The sequence below is a fragment of the Reyranella sp. genome (assembly GCF_044224635.1).
Taxonomy (GTDB): domain Bacteria; phylum Pseudomonadota; class Alphaproteobacteria; order Reyranellales; family Reyranellaceae; genus Reyranella.
The window spans coordinates 26,676-51,379 of record NZ_JBGAKA010000051.1; the positions used below are offsets into that span (position 1 = coordinate 26,676).

The following is a 24,704-nucleotide window of genomic DNA, read 5'->3' on the forward strand; positions in this document are numbered from 1 at the left end:
CGCTCCCGGCCATGATCATGAGCGGACGGGAGGCCCGCGGTCCACGTGAGGCCGTCTCGTCACTCTCCGATATGAGCCGCACGCTCAGTGGGGCCAGACGAGTCGGTGCATGGCAAGACCGTGTGACGCTGGTCGGCAGTGGACCATGTCGGCACGCCGCAGGCCGCCTTGCCGGGCTCGACCTTCGGCGTCGGAGCGGTGCACGGAACGGTGACGTGCTTCTGGTCGGCGGTGGACCACACGGCTGGACCGCACGCCTGTCCGGTGCCGCTTTGCGCGGTCACCGATGACGCTGCAAGCGCAACCGCCAGTGCCATCATGGTCGCGGAAGCGGTTCGGACAACGATAGCAATCATGAGATGCTCTCCTTTTCGATCGGGATGATCGACAGGAAAACAATGACCCTTGTCGCGCCGCCGCATTGAGAGGACCATCACACGGCGGCGTGCTTTCTTGCCATGCATTCCAAGCGTTTCAGCGTGGGCGTGTGATGATCCTCACATTGACCGGTGGTGCCGAACCCTATCTTGGATGAAACGATGAAACCGCAGGACCTCTTCCGCGGGAGCCCACTCCTCTGTGACATGCCCACGGACCAGGTTCGTGAGCTGTCACGCTATTGCGTCATGAAGAGTTTTACGGCGGGCGAAGTCGTCATCCGTCAGGGTGACACGGCCGATGGACTCTATGGGCTACTCACTGGCCGGCTGAGCGTTTCCTTCGAGACGGCGGAGGGTCGCGAGATGATCCTGACGATGTTGATGCCCGGTGCACTGTTCGGCGAGATGGCGCTGCTGGACGGCGGCGTTCGCTCGACAACGGTCACCGCCCGCGACGCGTCGACCGTCCTTTTCATCGCTCGCCACATCTTCCTGCCGTTTCTGTACAGACATCCGGAGCTGGTACTGCGGTTGGCCGTGCACCTGTCGACGTTGGTGCGCCGCGGCACAGGCGCGCTTGCCGACGTGACGCTTCTCAGCACTCCCCAGCGTCTGGCCAAGACGCTCGTCGCCCTCGCCGACGCGGGCGCGGCCGGGACCTCCATCGCGGTTTCCCAGGACGAGCTGTCGCGCATTCTCGGGGTGTCGCGCGAGGTGGTTAACAGGCAGTTGGCGTTGTGGCGCGACTGCCACTACGTGACGTTGGCGCGTGGTCGGATCGTCCTGCTCGATGCCGGTGCCATACGTCGAATCGCGGAAACCGGCGAGGTCCCCGCGCAGAAGCGATGCGGCAGCTGAGCAACTCTGAGGTTCTGCTCCCGAGTTTGTGTCGATCAAATCACCGCTTCCGCCTTCTCCAGATAGGAGCGCATATCTATCTCGCGGTACATTGTGGTGGCGGTGGTGAGGTGATCGTGGGCCTTCCGCCGCATGCCTGTTCGCTGATGGAGCCTGCCAAGGCCGAAGTGGCAATGGGCAACCAGGGGCCGCATGCCACGCGGTTCTCCAAGCGCCAGCGCCTTGCGGTAGCAGTCCTCACCGCGTTCGGCATTGAGCCGGTCTGGATGGCTTGCGATGTCGCCGAGCAATCGCAGTGCGTGGGCGGCGAACCCTGGGTGCGATGGGGAGTATCTCAGCGAGCAGTCGGTCAGCCTCTGCGCATCGTCGACCCTGCCAAGGACCAAAGCAGCGCGCGCCAGCCAATGATAGTCCATTCCGGCCTGGTCTAAGGATCCATCTGCCAGCCTACCCTCCAGGAGCTCCTCGCCCTCTTGCAGAAGGTTCAGGGCGTCCTTCGCCTCGTCGACCTCAGCGAGGATCCAAGCCAACGAGGCGACCGTGTGGGGAAGGGAAATGAGCACGTTCCCTTTGCGGTGCTCTGCCATCCCACGCTCGACGAACGAGCGAGCCTGCACCCAGTCTCCCTTGGCCAGGAAGAGCCAACCCGCAGCGTGGTGGGCCATGCCCATTGCAAGCGCAGTGTGCTTCGTCGTGGCGCGCCGAAAGGCGTTGTCAACGTGATGAGCTGCGTCGGCGAATCGACCGAGCTCGGCAAGGCTCCTGACCAGCAAGTATTGATCCACCGTAGATACCAGGTGATCCCACGCAGGTCTCAGGCCGACAGAAGTCCCTACCCCTGTTGGCATATCTGTGAGAGTTCCTATGGTGATCTCGACGGCTCGCTCGTACTCACCTCGATACCAATGCACCCGCCTGAGGTGGACCCGCGCTATGGCGCCTAGATCCGCATCCCCGGTTCGCTCGGCGATCGCCAATGCACGCACGCCATTGGCAAGAGCTTCGCCAAGCTCACCAAAGTAACAGTTCATGACTGTCAATTCTGCGAGGGCCCGACAACGTCTGCGTTCATCGTGAAGCGCTTCAGCGAGTATTTCGACCTCCCGCAGGCATTGAAGCGCCTTGCGTGTCTCACCGATACCGCTCCATGCACCGCGCATCTGAATGTATATGTCGAAGCTCCGCTGCAGCTTGTCCTGGCTATCCGGCAGCTGCTTCAACACCGCCAATGCTTGCTCATACCAATTCAGAGCGTTGCGAGGTGCCGAATTTACTGCCGCCTTGCCTCCAGCCAGGATGAGATACGACACGGCCTTCTCGCGCAATCCCCCCCGGAGGGCGTGATGTGCCAGTCGCTCCGTGTGCTCGCCCAGGCGATCCTGGTGCAGTGTCTCGATCGTCCCGACGATCCGCGCGTGGAGTTCGCGGCGGCGCTCGTGCAGAAGACTGCCGTATGCGACGTCGTGCGTGAGTGCATGCTTGAACGTATGCTCGAGAGCCGGAGGCAGTCGGGATTCATAGAGGAACTCGGCGCCCTGCAGATGGGCTAGTCCCCTGCGCAGAGTCTCGTCCGGCAGCTCGGCGACCGCTTGAAGCACTGCGAAGGGCACGTCCATTCCGACGACCGAAGCGACCTGCAGCAGGTGCTTTTCCTCCGCGGGAAGGCGGTCGATACGGGCCGCCAGTGTCGCCTGCACCGTGGCCGGGACCTGGATCGCCTCGACCGGACGCGTCAACCGATATTGGCCTCGCGGACCCCCCAGTGTTTTCGTCTCCACCAGTGTCCGGACCGCCTCCTCGAGGAAGAACGGGTTGGCAAGCCTGGCGAGGCGCTGCTTGAGGGGGTCGAGCGCGAGATCGGCGCCAAGAAGCGCATCCAGCAACTGTCCGGCTCTTTCGGGAGACAGCGCATCGAGCCGCATCTCGCCGTAGTGGGGCTTGACATTCCAGCCATGCTGGTATTCGGGCCGGTAGGTGACGAGCAGCAGGGTGCGCGCCGACGTCAGGCTTTCGATCAGATCGTCGAGCAGCGCCTGCGTCTCGCCGTCGATCCAGTGCAGGTCCTCGAAGATCACGACACAAGGCTGCACGCGCGCGGCGGCCAGCAGCAGGCTGCGCACGGTGTCGAGCGTACGCCGGCGTCGCTCGCCGGGGTCGAGCGCTTGCCAGGCGTCCTCTTTCACCGGTACGTCGAGCAGGGTCAGCAAAGCCGGCAAGCCCGGCTCCAGCGCACGATCGAGGGCGACCAGCCTGGCCGTCACCTTGTCACGGACGGCTTGAAGGTCGTCCCGGTCCCCGATCTCGAAATAGCACCTGAGGAGGCCGATGACAGGCAGCCAACTCATCGCCGTGCCGTACGAGACCGCACCGCCCTCGAGCACCAGCCAGCCCTCGCGGTCGAGCGCGTGGGTGAGTTCATAGACCAGGCGTGACTTGCCCGCGCCGGCTTCAGCAACCAGCGCCACGACTTGACCGTAGCCGTCGAGAGCCGATCTTTGCGCCAGGCGAAGCTGTTCGAGCTCGACATCGCGGCCGACGAACGGCGTCAGCGTGCGACGAACGACTGCCTGGAACCGGGTGCGCGCAGGGCCAGTACCGGTCAGTTCGTGGACTTCGAGGGGTTCGGCAAGCCCTTTGATCGGCACGGGGCCCAGTGACCTAGTCCGGACCAGGCCTTCGGCAAGCTGCAGCGTGGACGGCGTGAGCAGGGTGCTGCCCGGGCTTGCGAGCTGCTCCATGCGCGCCGCCAGATGCGTGGTTCGCCCCACGGCTGTGTAGTCCATGCGGAGATCGCTGCGGATGGTGCCGACGACGACCTCGCCGGAATTCAGTCCGACGCGGATTTGGAGGTTCACGCCATAAGCATTGAATACGCCCTCGGCGTGGCGCTTAACCCGTTCTTGCATGCGCAGCGCCGCGAAGCAGGCACGCACGGCATGGTCCTCGTGAGCGAGAGGAGCCCCGAACAGGGCCATGATCCCGTCTCCCGCGGTCTGGTTGACGGTTCCCTCGTAGTGGTGGACAGCCTCCATCATGAGGTCGAGGACCGGGTGGAGAAGGTCGCGCGCCTCCTCGGGATCGCGGTCGGCCAACAGCTCCGTCGAGCCCTTGAGATCGGCGAACAGCACCGTCACCTGCTTGCGTTCGCCTTCGAGGGCAGCCTTCGAGCTCAGAATCTTCTGCGCCAGGTGTTGCGGCGTCGAGATGGGAGGTGGGCCAATTGGTGGCCGTGCATCCTGGGCCCTGCCTGTCGGCCGCCCGCACTCCATGCAGAACTTGGCTCCAGGAGGAAGCTGCTGACCGCAACGCACACAGGAGTTTGCGAGCAAGGGCGCCCCCAACGAGCTGACCTGACAGCTCTTTCCAGTTCACCGTCTCACACGACGTGCCGCCGGCATTGAGGCCAGCATAGCATAGCGTAATGACCTGACCTGCGCGTACGTACTGGCGCGGAATTCGCCACCACGTCGGCTACCGCTTCCCGGCCTCGACCTGCTCCAGCCAGAACGGCATGCCCATCTCCCGGTAGAGCATCATTGCGGCTGTGAAGTGCTCGTCGGCTTGCTCTCGCTTTCCCAGGCGCTGATGCATCTTGCCGAGGCCGAAGTGACAATGGGCGACTAGGGGGCGCATGCCGCGCGGCTCGGCAAGTGCGAGTGCCTTGCGATAGTGAAGCTCGCCCGTGCCGGCGTCAAAGCGGTCACGGTGCATTGCGATGTCGCCGAGCAGGCTTTGGACGTGCGCGGCAGGGCCTGGATGTGAGGGCGCGAGCTCGATAGCGCGGCTCGCGAACCTCTTGGCATCGTCGAGCCGACTCATCCGAAGAACGGCATGGCCCAGCCTGACGTAGTCCATCCCATACTGAGCTATCGTGCCATCGGCCGTGTGTTGTTCCAGGAGGGTTTCACCTTCTTGAACGCGGCGCGACGCCTCGCTGGTCTCGCCAAGTTGAGCGAAAGTCCACGCCGACATGGGAACGGCATGGGTAAGGGTAAGGAAGTTGTTGCTCCGTCGAAAGGCTTCGATCGACTGTTCGATGACCGGCCCGGCGTGTGCCCAGTCGCCCATGGAAAGAAGACGCATCGCCTCCGACAACTGTGCCAGCCCTGTGGCGCGCCCGTGTGTCGGTCCGGCGAGCCTGAACAACTCCTTGACGTGGGTGGCCGCCTCGGAGAATCGACCGAGTTGGATCAGACTCAGGGTGAGGTAATGGTGGGCGATCGTCGGGCCGCGGTAGTTGGAGCTATAGTGAAACGATTCGTCGTGCGGCTTTGCTGCCAGGATGATGGAGGCGAGTTCGACGACTTGCCGATAGTCGCCGCGGTAAAAGCGGATCTGTTCCAGGGCGATCCTGGACTGAATGCATAGGGTCGAATCCCCGATACGTTCGGCGATCGCTAGGGCGCCCTTGGCATTGCCGAGTGCGTCGTCGAGATCAGCACGCAAGCACTTGAGGGTTGCCAACGCCACCCAAAAACGTGCCCGTCTGCGTTCATCGTCGAGTTTGTCGGCAACGGCTTCGACCTCGCTCAGACGCTGAAGCGCCTTCCGCGTTTCACCGAGACCGATCAGGACACCCCGCAGACGGATTCGAATATCCAGACTTCGCTCCAGCTTGAACTGGCTTTCCGGCAAGGCTTCGAGCAGGAGAAGCGCCTGTTCATAGCAATCGGCGGCGCTGTGAGGCGCCGACTGTCTTTGAGCCTTGCGTCCGGCCCGGAAAAGATACGACACCGCTTTCTCGCGCAGCTCACCTCGCACGGCGTGATGGGCGAGCCGCTCGACGTGCTGGTCCAGGCCGTCTCGGTGGAGGGTCTCGATCGCCTCGACGATCTGAGCGTGTAGCTCGCGGCGTCGCTCATGCAGGAGACTGCCGTAGGCGACGTCGTGCGTCAGTGTGTGCCTGAACGTGTATTCGAGAGCCTGAGGCGATCTGGATTCATCGAGGAACTCGGCGCCGTGCAGATGGGCCAGCCTCTCCTGGAGAGTCTCGGTCCCCAGCTCGGTGACTGCCCGAAGCAAGCCGACGGGCACCTCCGTGCCGACGACCGAAGCGACCTGCAGCAGGTGCTTTTCCTCCGCGGGGAGGCGGTCGATACGGGCCGCCAGCGTTGCCTGCACAGTTGCCGGGACCTGGATGGCCTCGACCGGCCGCGTCAATCGATACTGGCCTCGCGGCCCCTCCAGCACCTTCGTCTCCACCAGTGTCCGGATCGCTTCCTCGAGGAAGAACGGATTGCCAAGCTTGGCGAGGCGCTGCTTGAGAGGACGAAGTGCGCGATCGTGGCCGAGCAGCGCATCCAGCAGCTCGCCGGCGCATTGTTCGGAGAGATCGTCGAGCCGCACCTCGCTGTAGTGGGGCTTGCTGCTCCAGCCATGCTGGTATTCGGGCCGGCAGGTAACGAGCAGTAGCGCGTGTGTGGACTCGAGGCTTTCGACAAGCTCGTCGAGCAGCGCCTGTGTCTCGCGGTCGATCCAGTGCAGGTCTTCGAAGATCACGACGGCGGGCCGTTCGCGCGTGGCGGTGAGCAGCAGGCGGCGCACGGCGTCGAGCGTAAGCCGGCGTCGCTCGCCGGGGTCGAGCGCTTGCCCCGCGTCGTCCTTCACTGGCACGTCGAGCAGTGTCAGCAAGGCCGACAAGCCCGGCACCAGCGCGTGGTCGAGTGCGAGCAGCCTGGTCGTCACCTTGTCGCGGATCGCTTGGCGGTCGTCGCGGTCCTCCTCGATCTCGAAATAGCTCCTGAGAAGGCCGACGACAGGCAGCCAGCTCATCGCCTTGCCGTACGAGACAGCACCGCACTCGATCACCAGCAAGCCCTCGCGGCTCAGCGAGCGGGTGAGTTCGTAGACCAGGCGTGACTTGCCCGCGCCGGCTTCAGCAACCAGCGCCACGACTTGACCGTAGCCGTCGAGAGCCGATCTTTGCGCCCGGCGAAGCTGTTCGAGCTCGGCATCGCGGCCGACGAACGGCGTCAACGTGCGACGGACGACTGCCTGGAACCGGGTGCGCGCAGGGCCAGTACCGGTCAGTTCGTGGACTTCCAGGGGCTCGGCAAGCCCTTTGACCGGAACAGGGCCCAGTGACCTGGTCCGGACCAGGCCTTCGGCAAGCTGCAGCGTGGACGGCGTGAGCAGGATGCTGCCCGGGCTTGCGAGCTGCTCCATGCGCGCCGCGAGGTGGGTGGTTCGCCCCACGGCCGTGTAGTCCATGCGGAGGTCGCTGCGGATGGTGCCGACGACGACCTCGCCGGAATTCAGTCCGACGCGGATCTGCAGGTTCACGCCGTGAGCATTGAATACTCCTTCGGCGTGGCGCTTCACCCGCTCTTGCATGCGCAGCGCCGCGAAGCAGGCACGCACCGCATGGTCCTCATGAGCGAGGGGTGCTCCGAACAGCGCCATGATGCCGTCTCCCGCGGTCTGGTTGACGGTTCCCTCGTAGTGGTGGACAGCCTCCATCATGAGGTCGAGGACCGGATGGAGAAGGTCGCGCGCCTCCTCGGGATCGCGGTCGCCCAACAGCTCCGTCGAGCCCTTGAGGTCGGCGAACAGCACCGTCACCTGCTTGCGTTCGCCTTCGAGGGCAGCCTTCGAACCCAGGATCTTCTGCGCCAGGTGTTGCGGCGTGTAGACAGGGGGCGGGCCAATTGGTGCCGGCGCATCCTGGGCCCGGCCTGTCGGCCGCCCGCACTCCATGCAGAACTTGGCTGCGGGAGGCAGCTGTTGACCGCATTGAGCACAGGAGACTGCGAGCAAAGACGCCCCCAAAGAAGCTGATCTGACAGCTCTTTCCGGCTGACCGCCTCGCGTTACTGTCAGCGAGTTATTGTACCAGAGCGCTGCGGGCCGTCGCGCTCTTTCTGCTCCCACCGATGTCGGCCGCCATCGCGACCTCGTCCGCGATCCGCAAAAGAATGAGCATGAGCGGGCGGGACGCCCGCGGCTGAAAGGCCATGTCCGGCACATCGACGTGGGCGGTGACGGCAGGATATAGGGGCGAGAGGACTGTATCGCGCTGAAGTCGTCTGGTCAGTTGCCGCGCGTGGACATTCGGCATCCGGTCGTTCCGGCTGCTCCTCGCTGCCGCAATCATAGACCCGGCTCGGCCTCGGTGCTGAACGCGAACAGTGCGTCGGCGGCGAGCGCCCAAGGCGGGCGGAGAAAGCCCAGCGCGCGCACGTCCTCGAACCAGAAGCCCAGCGGGGAGTGGCGGGAGTAGGCGCCGCCGCCGGCGATGCGGCAGAGCCTGGTCAGGATCGATTCCGCCAGCACCGCGATGCTTGCCTCGGCAAGCGCCGCTTCGTGACGCGCGCGGCCCTTCCGTTCGACCGCGGCCAGTGCCCCGTCGTAGGCCTGGTAGAGCAGCCACGTCTCGCGATGGGCCGTTGCCCATTCGATCCGCTCGAAGGGCCGGAAGTCCTTGGGCTCGAGGCCACGGCGCGCGAACTCCTCGCGCATATGGCGCATGGCTGCATCGACGATGCCGACGAACGGCGCCACGTTGGCGAGCGTGCCGGAGCCGCCGGCGCCCTCCATCACCTCGCGCCAGGTTCCGGGCCAGGCCATTCGAGTGGCGGGATAGTCGGTGAAGGTGAAGGCGTGGCTGTTGGTGGCGGCCATGCCGTGGCCATCCCAGGCGGCCTTCAAGGCCATGCCGGTCGTGCCGTCCCACGGCGTTCCGGCAACCTCGATGAAGAACCATTCCGGCGCGTCGGCGCCCGGCCGGCGCGCGGTTGTCACCATGTGCGTGGTGCCGCCCGAGCCGCTGCCGAAATGCTTCTCGCCGGAGATACGGAAGGCGTGGACGCCGTCGCCGTCCGGGATCGCCGCCGCCCGGCTGCGCGAGATATCGCCGCCCGTGCCGGGCTCCGAGGTGATGGTACCCCACCATGCCCCGTCGACGACCGTGCCGAAGACCTGGCGCTTCTGCGCCTCCCAAGCGGCTTGCCCTCGGGCGGGCGGATCGGGATCGCGCCAGAAAGAGAGGACCGACGGGTGCATGGTGGCGACGAGAGCCACGGAGGCATCGCCCCGTGCGAGGAGGCGCAGCGCCTGGCAATGAGTGCGCAGCGAGCGCTGCCGGCCCTGCCACCAGCCGCCATGCTCCTCGGGCACCGCTGCGAGATGCAGGCCGGCCTCCTTGAGAGCGACGACGTCGGCAGGGTCGAGCGCGCGTCGCTGCTGGCGCACCTGGCGGTCTGCGGCGAAGCCCCTTGCGATCTCCTCGACGTTGGCCAGCAGGTTCTGCCCGTTCCGCATGTCGCCCTCCTTCCCGAGGTGCCCGGAACAGTCGCAGCCGAAGGCCTGCACCGGCAGGTGCGGCGGGCACCGAGGGGTTGCGAAATGTTGCGCGGGCTGCCGGATCGGGCGATCCTTCGACCTGCTCGATGGGAAAGGACCGGCATGGCGGCGCCGGATTTTGCACTCAAGTTCGGCCTGGTCCTGAAGGTCTTCAACCTGAGCCGCGGGCGAGTTGCACAGGCCATCGGCATCGACAAGTCGGTCGTCAGTCGGTGGGCCTCCGGCGTCCAGACGCCGACCGATCACAATCTCTCCCTGTTGACCGAAGCGGTCGCGCGACACCGGCCCGGCTTCAGCCGTTTCGACTGGGAGCTCGACAGCGCCGCCTTTGCCGCCAGGCTGGGCATCGCCGGCGGGCCGACGATTCCTTCAGCCGAGACATCCGTCCTCGCCCTTCCAGATCGGCCGTCGATCGCCGTACTGCCCTTCAGCAACCTGAGCGGCGATCCGGAGCAGGAGTATTTCGCCGACGGCGTCGTCGAGGACATCATCAATGCGCTGTCGCGATTCAAGTCCCTGTTCGTCATCTCGCGCAGCTCGAGCTTCGCCTACCGGGGACGAACGGCCGGCATCAAGCAGATCGGCTGCGAGCTCGGGGTCCGATACGTTCTGGAGGGCAGCATGCGGCGGGCGGGCGGCCAGCTTCGCTGTACCGCCCAGCTCGTCGACGCGACCACGGGCGGTTACGTCTGGGCCGACAGGTTCGACATGCCGGTCGAGGACCTGTTCGAGGTGCAGGACCGCATTGCCGAGGCCGTGGTCGGCGTCCTCGACCACGCCGTACAGCACGCCGAGATCGAGCGCGTGCGCCGCAAGCGACCGGAGCACATGGGCGCATACGATTTCTATCTGCGCAGCCTGGCCCAGACCGATACCTTCACCCCCAGCTCGGTCGACACCATGCTCCAGGCCTGTCGCCGCGCTATCGCGCTCGATCCGTCGTTCGCCCCGGCCTATGCGCTCGCCGCACGCACCTACATCCAGCGTCTGATCCAGGGTTGGATCGCCGAGGAGGAGGAGAAGAAGAAGCAGGTTGCCGAAGCTCTCGCACTCGTGGAGGCCGGCCTTGGCGCCGACCGGCGCGATCCGCTGATGCTTGCCACGGCCGGACAATGCTTCGCCTGGTTCGAGCACGACCTCGCGAAAGGAATCGCCTACATCGACGAGGCGATCGAGATAGCGCCGAACCTCGTTCACGCCTTGCTGCCGAGCGGCGTGGTGCGGGTCCGCGCCGGCCAGACGCGCACGGCCATCGAGCATCTCGATCGGGCACGGCGCCTCAGCCCGCGTGATTCGCGCAACTACGCGATCTATCAGGCGCTGGCGCTCGCTCATCATGTCGAGGGCGACTCGGCGACCGCCTGCGAATGGGCCCGCCGCGCCGTGCAGCACAATCCGAACTATCTCCCGGGTTGGGTCGCGCTTGCTTCCAGCGCGGCTGCGATCGGCCGCCTCGACGAGGCGCGCGACGCGACGAGACGGGTGCTCGTCCTCGAGCCTGGCTACTCCATTGGACGACTGCTTCGCCGCTATCCGATCAGCGCGCCCGAGAAGCTCGCGCCGGTGTTCGAGGCCTTGCGTCGCGCCAGGATTCCCGAATGACCGGTTCGCGCGAAACGGCTCGCCAGGACAACGTCCCCGACCAGGCCTCGGCGAACGGCCGACCCTCGGCGATCGTGACCAGTTCTGGTCATGCTCGTTCACCGACAGCGGGTTTGGCCTTCTCGGCATGCATCCGCCGCAGCTCGCGGCGCATGATCTTGCCGGTCGTTGTCAGCGGCAGCTCGCTCACGAACTCGACCTCGCGCGGATATTCGTGGGCAGCCAGCCGCGTCTTCACGAAGTTCGCCAGGTCAGTCTTCAAGGACTCGGTGGCAGCCATCTCGGGACGGAGCTGGACGAACGCCTTGACGATCTCGGTGCGCACCGGGTCGGGCACGCCGACCACGCCCACCATGGCGACGGCGGGATGCCGCATCAGGCATTCCTCGATCTCGCCCGGGCCGATGCGGTAGCCGCCCGAGGTGATCACGTCGTCGTCGCGGCTCTTGAAGAACACATAGCCCTGCTCGTCGATGCGGCCGAGATCGCCGGTCAGCAGCCAGTCGCCGGCGAACTTGGCCGCCGTCGCCTCGGGATTGCGCCAGTATTCCAGCATGACGATCGGATCGTGCCGCCAGCCCGCGATCTGGCCTTCCTCGCCGGGCGGCAGCACGGTGCCGCTGCCATCGACGATGGCGACCCTGCGGCCGGGACAGGCGCGGCCGCAGGAGCCGGGTCGGACCTCGAACCAGTCGGGCGAGTTCAGCAGCATCAGGTTCATCTCGGTCTGGCCGTAGCCTTCGGAGATGGTGGTGCCGAAGGTTGCACGGCCCCAGTCGAGCAACTCCTCCCCCATCGCCTCGCCGCCGGTCGCGATGGCGCGCAGGTCGTAGCGCCAGCGCTCGCGCGGCCGCGCAACCTGGCGCATCATCTTGAGCGCCGTCGGCGGGACGAAGCCGACGCCGACCTTGTGCTTCTCCAGCAGCGCAAAGGCGCGCTCCGGATCGAACTTGGCGAAGCGATGCGCCACCACCGGCGTGGCGTAGTACCAGGCGGGGAACAGGGCATCGTAGAGGCCGGCGATCCACGCCCATTCGGCCGGCGTCCACATGACCTCATTGCCGCGCGGCCAGTGGCCCAGCCACTGCTCGACCGGCGGCACGGAGCCCAGCATCATGCGATGGGCGTGCAGCGCCCCCTTGGGCTGGCCCGTGGTCCCCGATGTGTAGATCAGCAGGGCAGGATCCTCGGCCAGCGTGTCGACGGTCGCGAACCTGTCGGAGGCAGCGGCCAGCACGCGGTCCCAGTCGAAGAAGGCCGCCCCGTTGGCGCCGGCGCCGATCACGATCAGCGTCTTGAGATGCGGCAGCCGGTCGCGTACCGCGAGCACCTTGGGCAACTGCGACATGTCGGTTATCAGTGCCGACGCCTCGGCGTTCGACAGTCGGTATTCGAGAGCCTCCTCGCCGAACAGGGTAAAGAGCGGCAGCACGACGGCGCCCATGCGGTAGCCGGCGAGATGGCAGATCGTCAGCTCGGCGCCCTGGCTGAGGAAGACGCCAACCCGATCGCCTTGGGCGACGCCCTTAGCCTTCAAGGCGTTGGCGAGGCGCGAGCTGGCGGCGAGCAATTGGCCGAACGTCCAGTTCCGCACGCTGCCGTCGGCATTCTCGACGATCAGGGCCAGCGCTTCGGAGGGATGCCGTTCGCATACGGCGCGGCCGATGTTGAACCGTTCGGGACGCGGCCAGCGAAACAGCCGCATCGCCTCGTCGTAGGGAACACCGCGCGGGATCATATCAGCGCACCACTCGGGTGACCACGCGACCGGCCACCAGCTCCTGCGGCGTCGGCACCCAGATCGAGTCGGGCGCCGTATCGAACACGCGGTCGACGAACTCCGGTGTCACCTTGGCGCCGTAGATCATGAAGCGTCGCAGGTCCCTGTTGCTCTCGTGCATGTCGTCGTCGCTCATGCCGGGAAAGCTGGCGCGATGGAAGCCGAGACGTCCGCCCGGCGAAACACTACGGTCGACGCCGCCGAGGAAGGCGATGGTGCAGGCCGAGGCGCACGCACCGTCGACCCGCGTCGCCAACCGCCGCTGCTGGAACAGGCGATAGAGCTCGAAGCCGACGGAAGCACGGCCGCCCGGGCCGGAGAGCACCACGGTGCGAATCCCAGGATTCGCGTCGAGGGCGCGACGGACGGCCTCGGCACTGCCGACTCCGTATGAGCCGGCGACGTGAAGCGTACGGCCGTCGCGGTCGATGGTGACAGCAAGGTCGTTCAGCGCGACGTCGCCGGTGTAGATGGCCCACATCTCGGCGACGGACGGTACGGCGCGATCGGCCAGCAGCGTGCCGATCGCCACGAAGGCGGCGACGGCCGCCGCGGCCGTGGCGCCGAAGGCGAGCCAGCCGGCGGCCCGACGTGCCGCGAGGGCGAGCAGGCCGATCTGCCAGATCGCAAAGGCCACTCCAATCGCGCACAGCGCCGCCGGCAGGGCGATGTGCAGCCAGGTGACCTTCATGCCGCTGAACACGGCGAGCGAGATGCTGCCGAGGCCGACGATCAGGGCGAGCGCTGCCCACATCCCCCGCGCGTAGAGGGTCTGCGACAGCGAGGCGGTGCCGTCGCGCCACAATGGCACGCCCTCGGCGCCCAGAAGGTTGGCCAGAGCCTCGAATCGGTGTGGACTGATCCGCTTCCTGCCGGCCGGATAGCCCGACCAGTGGACCTGGTCGACCTGCAGGGTGCGCGCGATCTTCTCGGCGTGCCCGATCAACGTCCGGCGATCGGCCTCGCTGCCGACGAGATGCTCGACGCTGATGTGGTCGGACCGCCGCAGTAGCTCGACCGCCGCTGTCAAGCCGCTCGCCCCCTCCATCACGAACACGGCGCGATCATCTGCGGCGGTCGGCACGACTGCCGGCGACAGTACGGCGAGGGCGCGGGCGTCTTCGGGCGTCGCAAGGCGGATCCGGTCAGTGGACAGGTCGGGGTATTCCCATGGTCTGGTGCGCTGTATGCTGCGGCACTTCTCGTGGAGCGTCCATAGAGTGTCCCCCGACGACCATGCCTACTCGCCCGGCGTACGGGCCAGGAGCGCCGAATCCGGCGTAACCACCGTACCCTCGGTGTGCCCGCACGACTGCACCAGCACCTGCGCGCTCGACGTCGAACGCCTCGACAGCAAGCGCATCGGCCGGGTGCGCGGCTCAATGCGCAACGACTACACGGCCGGCGTTATCTGCGAGAAGGTCGCGCGCTACGCCGAGCGCATCCATCATCCCGACCGGCTGATGAAGCCGCTGCGCCGGGTCGGCCCCAAGGGGTCGCGCCAGTTCGCCGAGATCTCCTGGACGGACGCGCTCGACATCGTGGCCGAGCAGTTCATCGCCAAGGCGCGCCGGCACGGCACCGAGACGGTCTGGCCGTACTACTATGCCGGCACGATGGGCCTGGTGCAGCGCGACGGCATCAACCGCCTGCGCCATGTCATGAAGTACTCGCGCTACTTCTCGACCATCTGCGTGACCCTGTCCGATACCGGCTGGATCGCCGGGGTGGGTGCCAAGCGCGGCGCCGATGTGCGCGAGGTCGACGAGCATTCCGACCTGGTCGTGATCTGGGGCGGCAACCCGGTGAATACCCAGGTCAACGTCATGACCCACGCCATGCGCGCCAGGAAGCGCGGCGCGACCCTGGTGGTGGTCGATCCCTATCGCACCGGCACCGCCGACCAGGCCGACATCCATCTCGCCGTGCGTCCCGGCACCGACGGCGCGCTCGCCGTCGCGATGATGCATGTCCTGTTCAAGGAAGGCTTCGCCGACTGGGACTATCTCCGCCGCTACACCGACGCCCCGGATGAGCTGGCCGCGCACGTCGCCGAGCGACCGCCGGAGTGGGCCGCGCCGATCACCGGCCTGTCGGTCGAGCAGATCGTCTCCTTCGCGCGGCTCTATGGGCGGACCAAGGCCTCGTTCATCCGCTGCCATCACGGCTTCAGCCGCAGCCGCAACGGTGCCGCCAACATGCATGCCGTCACCTGCCTGCCGGCCGTCACCGGCGCCTGGCAGGTCAAGGGTGGCGGGGCGCTGTACGGCCACACCGGCATGTATCCGATCAGGAAGACCCTGATCGAAGGGCTCGATGCGGTCGACCTGTCGATCCGCGACCTCGACCAGTCGCGCCTCGGTCCGATCCTGACCGGCGATCGCGAGGCTTTGAAGAATGGACCGCCGGTGACGGCGATGCTGATCCAGAACACCAACCCGGCGATGGTCTGTCCCGAGCTCGAGCTGGTGCACAAGGGGTTCAGGCGCGAGGACCTGTTCACCTGCGTGCACGAGCAGTTCCTGACCGAGACGGCGGCCTTGGCCGATATCGTGCTGCCGGCGACGATGTTCCTCGAGCACGACGATTTCTACACGGCGAGCGGCCACACCTTCTTCCAGGTGACCAAGGCGGTCATCGAGCCGCCCGGTGAATGCCGCGAGAACCACTGGGTGATTGCAGAGCTGGCCAAGCGGCTCGGCGCAAAGCATCGCGGCTTCGACATGAGCGTCTGGGACATCATGGACGAGGCGCTGCGGGACTCGGGCATGTGGGATGCCGAAACCAATTGGCGCAAAGGCGGACAGGATTTTCATCTCGGCTTCGAGACGTCGCATTTCCTCGATGGCTTCCCATGGCCGGACAAGAAGTTCCGCTTCAAGCCCGACTGGGCGGCCTATGGCCCGCGCGGCAAGGAAATGCCGAGGCTGCCCGACCATTTCGACGTGATCGAGAATGCGACGGCCGACAAGCCGTTCCGCATGGTCGCGGCGCCGGCGCGCACCTTCCTCAATTCGACCTTCACCGAGACGCCGAGCAGCCAGAAGCGCGAAGTGCGGCCGACGGTGATGATGAATCCCGAGGACTGCGCGGCGCTGGGCTTCGTCGACGGCGACCGGCTCGAGATCGGCAACGATCGCGGCAGGACCATCGTCCACTGCAGGCCGAAGGCCGGCCAGCAGCGCGGTGTGGTGATCGTCGAGGGCATCTGGCCCAATCGCAACTTCGAGACGGGGATCGGCATCAACGCCCTGACCTCGGCCGATCCCGGCTGGCCGAACGGCGGGGCGGTTTTCCACGACACCGCTGTCTGGATTCGCAAACCTGCATGACAATGACGGAATTTCAGCCCGCGCCCAATCCGAGCGTCACCCAGGCACAGGCAGCGCCGGTCGCCGATCGCGCCCATGTGCTGGTGATCGGCAACGAGAAGGGCGGCTCCGGCAAGTCGACGACGGCGCTGCACATTGCCGTCGCCCTGCTGAACGACGGCGCGCGCGTTGCCACCTTCGACCTCGACGCGCGGCAAGGCACGTTCGGCCGCTACCTCGAGAACCGCGCCGCCTACGCGAAGCGCAAAGGCATCGAGCTGCCGATGCCGATCCATGCCGCGGTGCCGATCTCGACCCTGGCCGACCGTGCTGAGGCACAGGCCGATGAACGCGGTCGCTTCGAGGCGGCGCTCGAGCCGGTGATCGACAGCGTGGACTTTGCGATCATCGACACGCCGGGCAGCGACACCTACCTGTCGCGGCTCGCCCATACCTGGGCGGACACGCTGCTGACGCCGCTGAACGACAGCTTCATCGATCTCGACCTGCTGGCGCGGATCGATCCCGACACGCTCAAGATCGTGCGGCCGTCGATCTATGCCGAGGCGGTGTGGAAGCAGCGCCAGCTGCGCGCGGTGCAGGGTGGCCGGCCGGTCGACTGGGTGGTGATGCGCAATCGCCTGTCGTCGCTGGCCGCGCGCAACAAGCGCGACATGAGCACGGTGCTCGACGCGCTGGCCAAGCGTATCGGCTTTCGCGTCGCCGCGGGCCTCAGCGAGCGAGTGATCTACAAGGAGCTGTTCCTGAACGGGCTGACCCTGCTCGACCTCAAGCGCGGCGGCAGCGGCCCGTCGCTGACCTTGAGCCACGTCGCCGCCCGCCAGGAAGTGCGCGACCTGGTGGCGTCGCTCAACCTGCCACGGCGAGCTGCGGACGCGCCATCGGACGTGCCCGCGACAGAACCAGCCACAGAAGACCAGCAAGCTGCAGAATGAACAGGGCGCCGAACGCCCAGGTGTAGCCGTCGGGAGAATAGCCGGTCGCGGTGCGCGGCCACAGGTCGACGATCTTCCCGATCGCCCATTGGCCGGCGAAGATCACGGTGAAGACGACCAGGTTGCTCGAGGTCGTGACCCGTCCGGCATAGTGGGTGGGGAAGGCCGCCACCATCAGCGGCATGTACTGGATCGGACAGGCGCCCAGGAAGCCGAACAGCAGCCAGGCGAGCACGGGCTCGAATGACGGCAGGAAGGCAAGCCAGCCGCACACCAGGGCGAACAGCACGCTGGTCAGGCCCGCCGTGCCGAAACCGCTGACGCCGATCCTTCGGAAAGCGCCGGCAATGACGCCGCTCATGGCGAAGCCGACCGTCGTCGCGGCCGCCGCATAGAGCTGGATGTCGGCGCGCAAATCCTTGTCGGTGATGCAGCCGACGTCGCGCAGCCACGGGCCGATCCACAACGAGATGCAGCCGATGAAGGCGAGCTGCTGCACGGCGAGCAGGGGCTGGATGCGCCAGTAGAATCCGTCGGCCAGCACCGTGCCGGTGATGCGGAACTGATCGCGCAGGGTTGCGCCGGAGTCGGTTGCGCCGCCGTGCGCCGTGGCGCGCTCGGGCACGACGATCAGCAGGATCGCCGACGTGGCGAGGCAGAAGCCGGACAGCCAGAAGAACAGGCCCTGCCACGTGATCACCGACAGCGACCATTGAACCGGCAGCGTCGCCGCCATCGAGCCCAGCCCGCCGGTCATCATGTGGAAGCCGGTGATCAGGCCCCAGCGATGCGGCGGGTACCACAGCGTGATCGCCTTGATCGCGGCCATCAGCCCGCCGGCGAAGCCCAGCCCGATCAGCACGCGCGCCAGGATCAGCTCACCGAGCGAGAGGCTCAAGCCGAACAGCGCCGAGCCCAGCGCCGCCACCGCCAGCAGCACGGCCTGCACCTTGCGCGGTCCGTAGCGGTCGAGCATGACGCCCAGCACCGGCTGGCAGCCGGCGAAGAACAGGAAGAAGGCCGAGGTCAGCAGGCCGAGATCGCCCGCGGTAATTCCGATGTCGCGCTCGAGATACGGAAAGATGACCGCGTTCACGCCGCGGAAGATGTAGGACAGGAAATAAGCCAGCGCGAACGGCAGGAAAATCCGCAGCAGCAGCGTGGCGAAAGTCGGGGCGTTTCGAGTCATCTCTTGCATTGGCGACACGCGCGGCGCGGACTCTATCGACCGCTTCCACAAGGGTCAAAGCGATCGCACGCTCTTTCTCCTCCCTAAGCGAAGCTTGGGGAGGTGTCGCCGTCATACGGCGACGGAGGGGTCATGAGTCTCAGTGAGGCTTTCGACCCCTCCGTCCGCGATTACGCGGACACCTCCTATGAAAATCGGGGCGGGCACCGCCCCGATTTTCTCAGCATCGTGGTGCGCGCCGGCGTGCTGGGGGTCTCCCCAGCAAAGCTGGGGAGGAGAATGACACCCGCGATCGCCACCTCACGACTTCGCGTTCGCGCCCTCGCGTCGGGCTCACCTGCACGTGATGGCCGCGTGTGCCATCCACCCGAAAGCCGGCGCGCGTAAAGCGGGGCAGAGCAGGCGATCTGCCGTGCTCCTAGCCAACGCCCGGAGGATTTCATGTCCCGTTTGATCGATCTGCGCCGTCGCGGCCTGTTGCGCGCGTCTGGCGTCACGCTGTTGTCGGCCTCGGCGGTCGCGCTGCTGGCCGGCGAGGAGAAGGTGGCGCTCGCCAATACCGGCGGCGCGGCCAGCGACGTCGGCATCCTGAATGTCGCGCTCGCGCTCGAGCACGAGGCGATCAGCGCCTATCAGCTCGGCGCGCAGAGCGGCCTGCTGCAGAAGCCGGTGCTCGAGGTCGCCGTGTTGTTCCAGTCGCATCACAAGGAGCACCGCGACGCTCTGGTCGCCACGATCCGCAAGATGGGCGGCACGCCGGTGATGGCCAAGAGCGACGCCGAGGTGGCGAAGGCCCTGAACGCCGCTTCGCTCAAGACGCAGGCCGATGTGCTGAAGCTGGCGCAGAGGCTCGAGAGGGGCGCCGCCAACGCCTATGTCGGCGTCATCCCGTCGTTCAACGACCGCACGCTGGCGCAGATCTCGGCCCGGCTCGGCGAGGACGAGGTGATGCACTGGACGGCCCTGACTGGCGCGCTCCAGCAGCCGCTGCCGGCCAAGGCGCTGAGCTTCGGCGCCTGATCATGCGCCTTGGCCATTCGCTTCTGGCGATGGCGCTCCTGTCGGCCGAGGCGGATCACGCCGCCGCGGCCGACGCCGCGCACGGCCAGGAACTCTACGAATCGCGTTGCGGCGGTTGCCATTCCCTCGATGCCAACCGGGTCGGCCCGGCACACCGCGGCGTCTACGGCCGCAAGGCAGGCAGTGCGCCCAACTTCAGCTACTCGACGGCGGTCAAGGGCTCGACGGTGGTGTGGGAGGAGAGGACGCTCGACGCCTGGCTCACCAACCCGCAGGCCCTGATCCCCGGCCAGCGCATGAACTTCCGCGTCGCCACCGCCGAGGATCGCGCCGACATCATCGCCTACCTGCGCAAAGAGTCGGGGAAGTGACGTCATTTTCCTCCTATGAAAATCGGGGCGGGCACCGCCCCGATTTTCTCGGCATCGTGGTGCGCGCCGCCGGGCTGGGGGTCTCCCCAGCGAAGCTGGGGAGGAGGGCTACATCACCATCCCGGCGATCAGCACCGCGGTGAGAAACATCGACACCGAGAGCAGCGGCAGCGCGCCGAGCCACCGTGTGGCCAGCGGCAGACCGTCCCAGTAGCGCAGCGTCGGGACGGCAGTCCACAGCGCGAACAGGAAGCCCAGCACCCAGAAGAGCAGGGCGAGTGGGGTGGCGATGTTGATCTGGTCCTCGGTCGCGTGGGCGATGCCGAAGCCGACCGCGGCCGGCGGCAGGGAGGCCGCGAACAGGGCGACCGCCCAGATCGCCCTGTTGCGGATGCGCTGGCTGGTGCCGAACGGCGGCGGCCGCTCGTTCACCTCAGCCCTTGAAGTGGCCTTCCGACCTCAGATCGGCGAGCGTCGCGTCGAGCGACTGGCGCAAGCGGCCAAACAGGTCGGCGAGCTCGCTCTCGTTGATGATCAGCGGCGGGCAGACCGCGACGCGGTCGCCCATGTTGCGGATGAACAGCCCGCGCGTCACGGCGTGGTTGTAGACGCGGTTGCCCGCGCCGACCGTCGCCAGGTCGAACGGCGTCTTGGTCTTCTTGTCCGCGACCACCTCGAGGGCACCCACCATGCCGACGCTCATCGCCTCGCCGACCAGCGGATGATCGGCGAACGACTGGATGTGCTTGGTGAAGACCGGGCTCATGCGTTTGGCATGACCGAACAGGTCGATCTCGTCGTAGATCTTCTGGGCTTCCAGGGCGACGGCGGCCGCCACCGGATGGCCAGAGTAGGTGAAGCCGTGGCCCCAGGTGCCGATCTTGTTGCTCTCGCTCATCAGCGCCTGGTAGACCTTGTCGTTCACCATCACCGCCGAGATCGGCAGGAACGACGCCGACAGCGCCTTGGCGCAGGTCAGGATGTCCGGCTTGATGTTCATCGTCTGGCTGCCCCAGACGTTGCCGGTGCGGCCGAAGCCGCAGATCACCTCGTCGGCGACGAACAGCATGTCGTACTTGCGGCACACCGCCTGGATCTTCTCATAGTAGCCCTTGGGCGGCACGATCACACCGCCCGCGCCCATCACCGGCTCGCAGATCATCGCCGCGACATGGTCGGCGCCGCCTTCCTTGATGATCAGCGCCTCGAGCTCCTCGGCGCAGCGCGTGGCGAACTGGTCCTCGGTCTCGCCGGCCTGGGCGCCGCGATAGTAGTGCGGCGTCGTCGTGTGGAGGACACCCGCGATCGGCAGGTCGAACGAACGATGGTTGGTGGGCAGGCCGGTCAGGCTGCCCGCCGCCACGGTGATGCCGTGATAGCCCTTGAGGCGCGACACGATCTTCTTCTTGTTCGGACGGTCCAGCGCATTGTTCATGTACCACACCATCTTCACGACGGTGTCATTGGCCTCCGACCCTGAATTGGCGAAGAACACCTTCGACATCTCGACCGGCGCCATCTGCTTCAGCTTCTCGGCGAGGTTGATCGCGGGCTCGTGGCTGCGCTGATTGAAGGCATGATAGAACGGCAGCTGCTTCATCTGCTCGTAGGCCACCGTCGCCAGGCGCTCGTTGCTGAAGCCCAGCGCCGCCGACCACAGGCCGGCCATGCCCTCGATATACTCCTTGCCGTCGTCGTCGGTGACGTAGATGCCGCGGCCGCGCACGATGGTGAGCGGGCCGGTCTCCTCGTGCTTCTTGAAGTTGGTGTACGGGTGCAGGTGGTGCGCAATGTCCCGCGCGGCGTTGGAATTGCCGCGGAAGCTGCGAGAAACGTCGTTCATGGCGGCACCCTGTTAAATCGACATAGGAAAAGCGAGGTCGGCTACGATACCGGGCCTCGCCCTGCAAATCCAACTGCCCCCAACATGCAAATTTTTTGGGCAATTGACGCCTCCGCACCGCCGGTGCAACTTGGATACAGGTATGCGTGTGCGCATAACTCAGGGAGCGGGGAGAACATCGGCGCGACCTGACGGGCGCCATCGAGGGGTAACAGGGATGCATTTCACTTTCAGGCAGTCTTTCGCGCTGGCGGCGTTCGCCTGCGCCAGTCTTGCATTGGCCGGTCCGGTCGACGCCAAGACCTTCAAATGGGCCAACTCGGGCGACGTCAGCTCGATGGATCCCTACGCGCGGCAGGAGACTTTCCTGCTGACCTTCAACTCCAACATCTACGATCCGCTGATCCGGCGCGACAAGGATCTCAAGCTCGAGCCGGCGCTGGCAGTGAAGTGGGGGCAGACCGACCCCACCACCTGGTTCTTCGACATCCGGCCGAACGTGAAGTTCCACGACGGCTCGACGCTGACCGCCGACGACATCGTGTTCTCGCTCAACCGCGCCAACGGCCCGGGCTCGAACATGCAGAGCAACTTCGTGTCGGTGAAGGAGATCAAGAAGGCCGGCGACCTGCGCGTCGAGGTGACGACCAAATATCCCGATCCGCTGCTGGCCGATAAGTGGGCGGCGCTGGGCATGATGTCGAAGGCGTGGGCGGAGAAGAACAACGCCGTCAATTCCGCCGAGATGACCAAGAACGAGGAGAATTTCGCGACCCGCAATGCCATGGGCACCGGGCCGTTCATGCTCAAGGAGCGGCGCGCCGGCGAGCGCACGGTCCTGGTGGTCAATCCCAACTGGTGGGACAAGCCGACGCACAACCTCACCGAGGTGATCTTCACGCCGGTCGCCAATGCGGCGACGCGCGTCGCCGCCCTGAAATCGGGCGATATCGACATGACCTACGAGGTCCCGCCGGCCGACACCGAATCGCTGAAGAAGGACGCCAACGTCAATGTGCTCGAAGGCCCCGAGACGCGCATCGTCTACCTGGGCTTCGACCAGGAGCGGCCCGAGCTGCCCGAGTCCAACATCAAGGGCAAGAACCCGTTCAAGGACAAGCGGGTGCGCGAGGCGATTCATCGCTCGATCGATGTCGAGGCGATCAAGCGCACGGTGATGCGCGGCCAGTCGTTCCCGACCAACCTGATGGTGGCGCCGGGCATCAACGGCTACATGAAGGACCTCGACAAGCGTCCGCCGCTCCTGAAGCCGGAGGAGGCCAAGAAGCTGCTGGCCGACGCCGGCTATCCCAACGGCTTCGAGATCGGCATGGACTGCCCGAACGATCGCTACGTCAACGACGAGAAGATCTGCCAGGCCGTGGTGGCGATGCTGGCCCGCATCGGGGTGAAGGTGAACCTGCGGGCGCAGACCCGCAACCTCTACTTCGCCAAGATCCTGCGCAAGGGCGACCTGTCGCCGGGCGAGACCGACCTCTACATGCTGGGCTGGTCGCCGGCCCAGACCTACGACGTCCACAACGTCTTCGAGGCGCTGATCCAGACCCCGAACAAGGAGACCAAGAAGGGTCAGTTCAACGCCGGCGGCTACTCCAATCCCAAGATCGACGCGCTCGCCGACAAGATGGAGCAGGAGACCGACAAGGCCAAGCGCGACGCCATGATCGCCGAGGCGACCAGGCTCTATGTCGAGGACTTCGCCTACATTCCGCTGCACCAGCAGGCGGTGGTCTGGGCGGCGCGCAAGAACATCGACCTGGTCCAGCCCGCCGACAACAGCTTCCCGCTGCGCTTCGTGACGGTGAAGTAGAATGTCCTCCCGCCTCCCCAGCTCCGCTGGGGAGGTGTCACCGTCTTACGGCGACGGAGGGGTCATGGGCTTCATGGCCGGGAGCGCGCCACTCCGTGGCGCTCATGGGATGTGTGATCAACGAGAAAAGCGCCACGGAGTGGCGCACTCCCAGCGCATGACCCCTCCGCCCCGTATGACGGGGCACCTCCCCAGCGAAGCTGGGGAGGAGGAAAAAGCTGCTATTTGGCGCCAATCCTGCTAGGCCTGCCGCCGAGCCAATCAACCTGACATGCTTGCCTTCATCCTGCGACGACTTGCGCAATCCATCGCCGTGCTGCTGGCGGTGGGCTTGGTCGCCTTCTCGCTGTTCCGCTACGTCGGCGACCCGATCAACGCCATGGTCGGCCAGGACACCTCGATGGAGGAGCGGGCGGCGATGCGCGACAAGCTGGGGCTGAACGACCCGGCGCCGATCCAGTTCTTCCGCTTCATCACCAATGCGGCGCGCGGCAATTTCGGCCTGAGCTATCGCACGTCGGAGCCGGTTGGCCGGCTGATCCTCGAGCGCGTGCCGGCGACGCTGGAACTGTCGTTCTGCGCGGCCGTGTTCATCCTCTTCGTCGGCGTGCCGATGGGAGTCTATACCGGGCTTTACCCACGCCATTGGTCGAGCCGGTTGCTGCAGGCGGTGTCGCTGTTCGGCGTCTCGCTGCCGCCCTTCCTGGTCGGCATCCTGCTGATCCTGATCTTTGCCGTCAGCCTGCACTGGCTGCCGTCGTTCGGCCGCGGCCAGACCGTGCAGATCGGCTGGTGGACGACCAACTTCCTGACGATCTCGGGGCTCAAGGCGCTGATCCTGCCGTCGATCACGCTGGGCCTGTTCCAGCTCACGCTGATCATGCGGCTGGTGCGGTCGGAGATGCTCGAGGTGATGCGCACCGACTACATCAAGTTCGCGCGCGCCCGCGGCCTCACCAATCACGCGATCAATTTCGGTCACGCGCTCAAGAACACCCTGGTGCCGGTGATCACCGTGTTCGGCCTGCAGCTCGGCTCGCTGATCGCCTTTGCCATCGTTACCGAGACGGTGTTCGCGTGGCCGGGCGTCGGCCAGCTCTTCATCCAGTCGGTGCAGTTCTCGGACATCCCGGTGATGGCGGCCTATCTGCTGCTGATCGGCCTGCTGTTCGTGGTCATCAACCTCACGGTCGACCTGCTCTATTCGGTGGTCGATCCGCGCCTGCGCGGCGCCGGCAGCGCGCGGCCGGCGGGGCACTGAG

Annotated in this window: 17 protein-coding genes; 8 read left to right on the forward strand and 9 right to left on the reverse strand. The window is 66.2% G+C overall.

What is annotated here, in order from left to right:
• Positions 1-59: 59 nt before the first annotated feature.
• Positions 60-464, reverse strand: a complete 405-nt coding sequence (locus tag ACILR9_RS31065; protein ID WP_395713858.1) for a hypothetical protein — start codon at positions 462-464, stop codon at positions 60-62.
• Positions 465-539: 75 nt separating this feature from the next.
• On the opposite strand from ACILR9_RS31065, the gene ACILR9_RS31070 reads away from it, so the two are divergent.
• Positions 540-1,238, forward strand: a complete 699-nt coding sequence (locus ACILR9_RS31070) for a Crp/Fnr family transcriptional regulator (RefSeq protein ID WP_395713859.1) — start codon at positions 540-542, stop codon at positions 1,236-1,238.
• A gap of 35 nt (positions 1,239-1,273) precedes the next feature.
• Here ACILR9_RS31070 and ACILR9_RS31075 read toward each other — a convergent pair whose 3' ends face one another.
• From ACILR9_RS31075 to ACILR9_RS31085, 3 genes are all read right to left on the reverse strand, one after another.
• Positions 1,274-4,549 (reverse strand): AAA family ATPase, encoded by a 3,276-nt coding sequence (locus ACILR9_RS31075; protein ID WP_395713881.1) that lies wholly within the window; start codon positions 4,547-4,549, stop codon positions 1,274-1,276.
• 160 nt (positions 4,550-4,709) lie between these two features.
• Complete coding sequence (locus ACILR9_RS31080; protein WP_395713860.1) at positions 4,710-8,204, reverse strand: ATP-binding protein; 3,495 nt, start codon at positions 8,202-8,204, stop codon at positions 4,710-4,712.
• A 123-nt stretch (positions 8,205-8,327) separates the two neighbouring features.
• On the reverse strand, positions 8,328-9,497 hold the full coding sequence (locus ACILR9_RS31085; protein WP_395713861.1) for a hypothetical protein: 1,170 nt from the start codon (positions 9,495-9,497) through the stop codon (positions 8,328-8,330).
• Positions 9,498-9,641: 144 nt separating this feature from the next.
• Here ACILR9_RS31085 and ACILR9_RS31090 point away from each other — a divergent pair, with 144 nt between their 5' ends.
• Positions 9,642-11,141 carry a CadC-family transcriptional regulator gene (locus ACILR9_RS31090; protein WP_395713862.1) on the forward strand — a complete coding sequence of 500 codons (1,500 nt, stop codon included), beginning with the start codon at positions 9,642-9,644 and terminating at the stop codon, positions 11,139-11,141.
• A gap of 88 nt (positions 11,142-11,229) precedes the next feature.
• On the opposite strand, the gene ACILR9_RS31095 is transcribed toward ACILR9_RS31090, so the two are convergent.
• Together ACILR9_RS31095 and ACILR9_RS31100 are read right to left on the reverse strand one after the other, a co-directional pair.
• Positions 11,230-12,879 carry an AMP-binding protein gene (locus ACILR9_RS31095; RefSeq protein WP_395713863.1) on the reverse strand — a complete coding sequence of 550 codons (1,650 nt, stop codon included), beginning with the start codon at positions 12,877-12,879 and terminating at the stop codon, positions 11,230-11,232.
• 1 nt (position 12,880) lies between these two features.
• The gene (locus tag ACILR9_RS31100) at positions 12,881-14,005 is read right to left on the reverse strand and encodes a hypothetical protein (RefSeq protein WP_395713864.1); all 1,125 of its coding nucleotides are present in this window, start codon (positions 14,003-14,005) and stop codon (positions 12,881-12,883) included.
• Between the two features lie 136 nt (positions 14,006-14,141).
• On the opposite strand from ACILR9_RS31100, the gene ACILR9_RS31105 reads away from it, so the two are divergent.
• Positions 14,142-16,253: a molybdopterin-dependent oxidoreductase gene (locus ACILR9_RS31105; RefSeq protein WP_395713865.1), complete on the forward strand. Its 2,112-nt coding sequence runs from the start codon at positions 14,142-14,144 to the stop codon at positions 16,251-16,253.
• A complete protein-coding gene (locus ACILR9_RS31110) occupies positions 16,250-17,188 on the forward strand; it encodes a division plane positioning ATPase MipZ (protein WP_395713866.1) in 939 nt (312 codons plus the stop codon). The genes ACILR9_RS31105 and ACILR9_RS31110 overlap by 4 nt, the downstream gene beginning before the upstream one ends.
• Here the strand turns inward: ACILR9_RS31110 and ACILR9_RS31115 are convergent.
• Positions 17,103-18,377 (reverse strand): MFS transporter, encoded by a 1,275-nt coding sequence (locus ACILR9_RS31115; RefSeq protein WP_395713867.1) that lies wholly within the window; start codon positions 18,375-18,377, stop codon positions 17,103-17,105. The two genes, ACILR9_RS31110 and ACILR9_RS31115, sit on opposite strands and share 86 nt — an antisense overlap.
• A gap of 441 nt (positions 18,378-18,818) precedes the next feature.
• Here ACILR9_RS31115 and ACILR9_RS31120 point away from each other — a divergent pair, with 441 nt between their 5' ends.
• Both ACILR9_RS31120 and ACILR9_RS31125 read left to right on the forward strand, forming a co-directional pair.
• Positions 18,819-19,397, forward strand: a complete 579-nt coding sequence (locus tag ACILR9_RS31120; RefSeq protein ID WP_395713868.1) for a ferritin-like domain-containing protein — start codon at positions 18,819-18,821, stop codon at positions 19,395-19,397.
• Positions 19,398-19,399: 2 nt separating this feature from the next.
• Positions 19,400-19,768, forward strand: a complete 369-nt coding sequence (locus ACILR9_RS31125) for a c-type cytochrome (protein ID WP_395713869.1) — start codon at positions 19,400-19,402, stop codon at positions 19,766-19,768.
• A gap of 108 nt (positions 19,769-19,876) precedes the next feature.
• Here ACILR9_RS31125 and ACILR9_RS31130 read toward each other — a convergent pair whose 3' ends face one another.
• Complete coding sequence (locus tag ACILR9_RS31130) at positions 19,877-20,200, reverse strand: hypothetical protein (protein ID WP_395713870.1); 324 nt, start codon at positions 20,198-20,200, stop codon at positions 19,877-19,879.
• A 1-nt stretch (position 20,201) separates the two neighbouring features.
• Complete coding sequence (locus ACILR9_RS31135; protein WP_395713871.1) at positions 20,202-21,611, reverse strand: aspartate aminotransferase family protein; 1,410 nt, start codon at positions 21,609-21,611, stop codon at positions 20,202-20,204.
• 217 nt (positions 21,612-21,828) lie between these two features.
• On the opposite strand from ACILR9_RS31135, the gene ACILR9_RS31140 reads away from it, so the two are divergent.
• The gene (locus ACILR9_RS31140; RefSeq protein ID WP_395713872.1) at positions 21,829-23,442 is read left to right on the forward strand and encodes an ABC transporter substrate-binding protein; all 1,614 of its coding nucleotides are present in this window, start codon (positions 21,829-21,831) and stop codon (positions 23,440-23,442) included.
• Positions 23,443-23,713: 271 nt separating this feature from the next.
• Complete coding sequence (locus tag ACILR9_RS31145) at positions 23,714-24,703, forward strand: ABC transporter permease (RefSeq protein WP_395713873.1); 990 nt, start codon at positions 23,714-23,716, stop codon at positions 24,701-24,703.
• Position 24,704 lies beyond the last annotated feature (1 nt).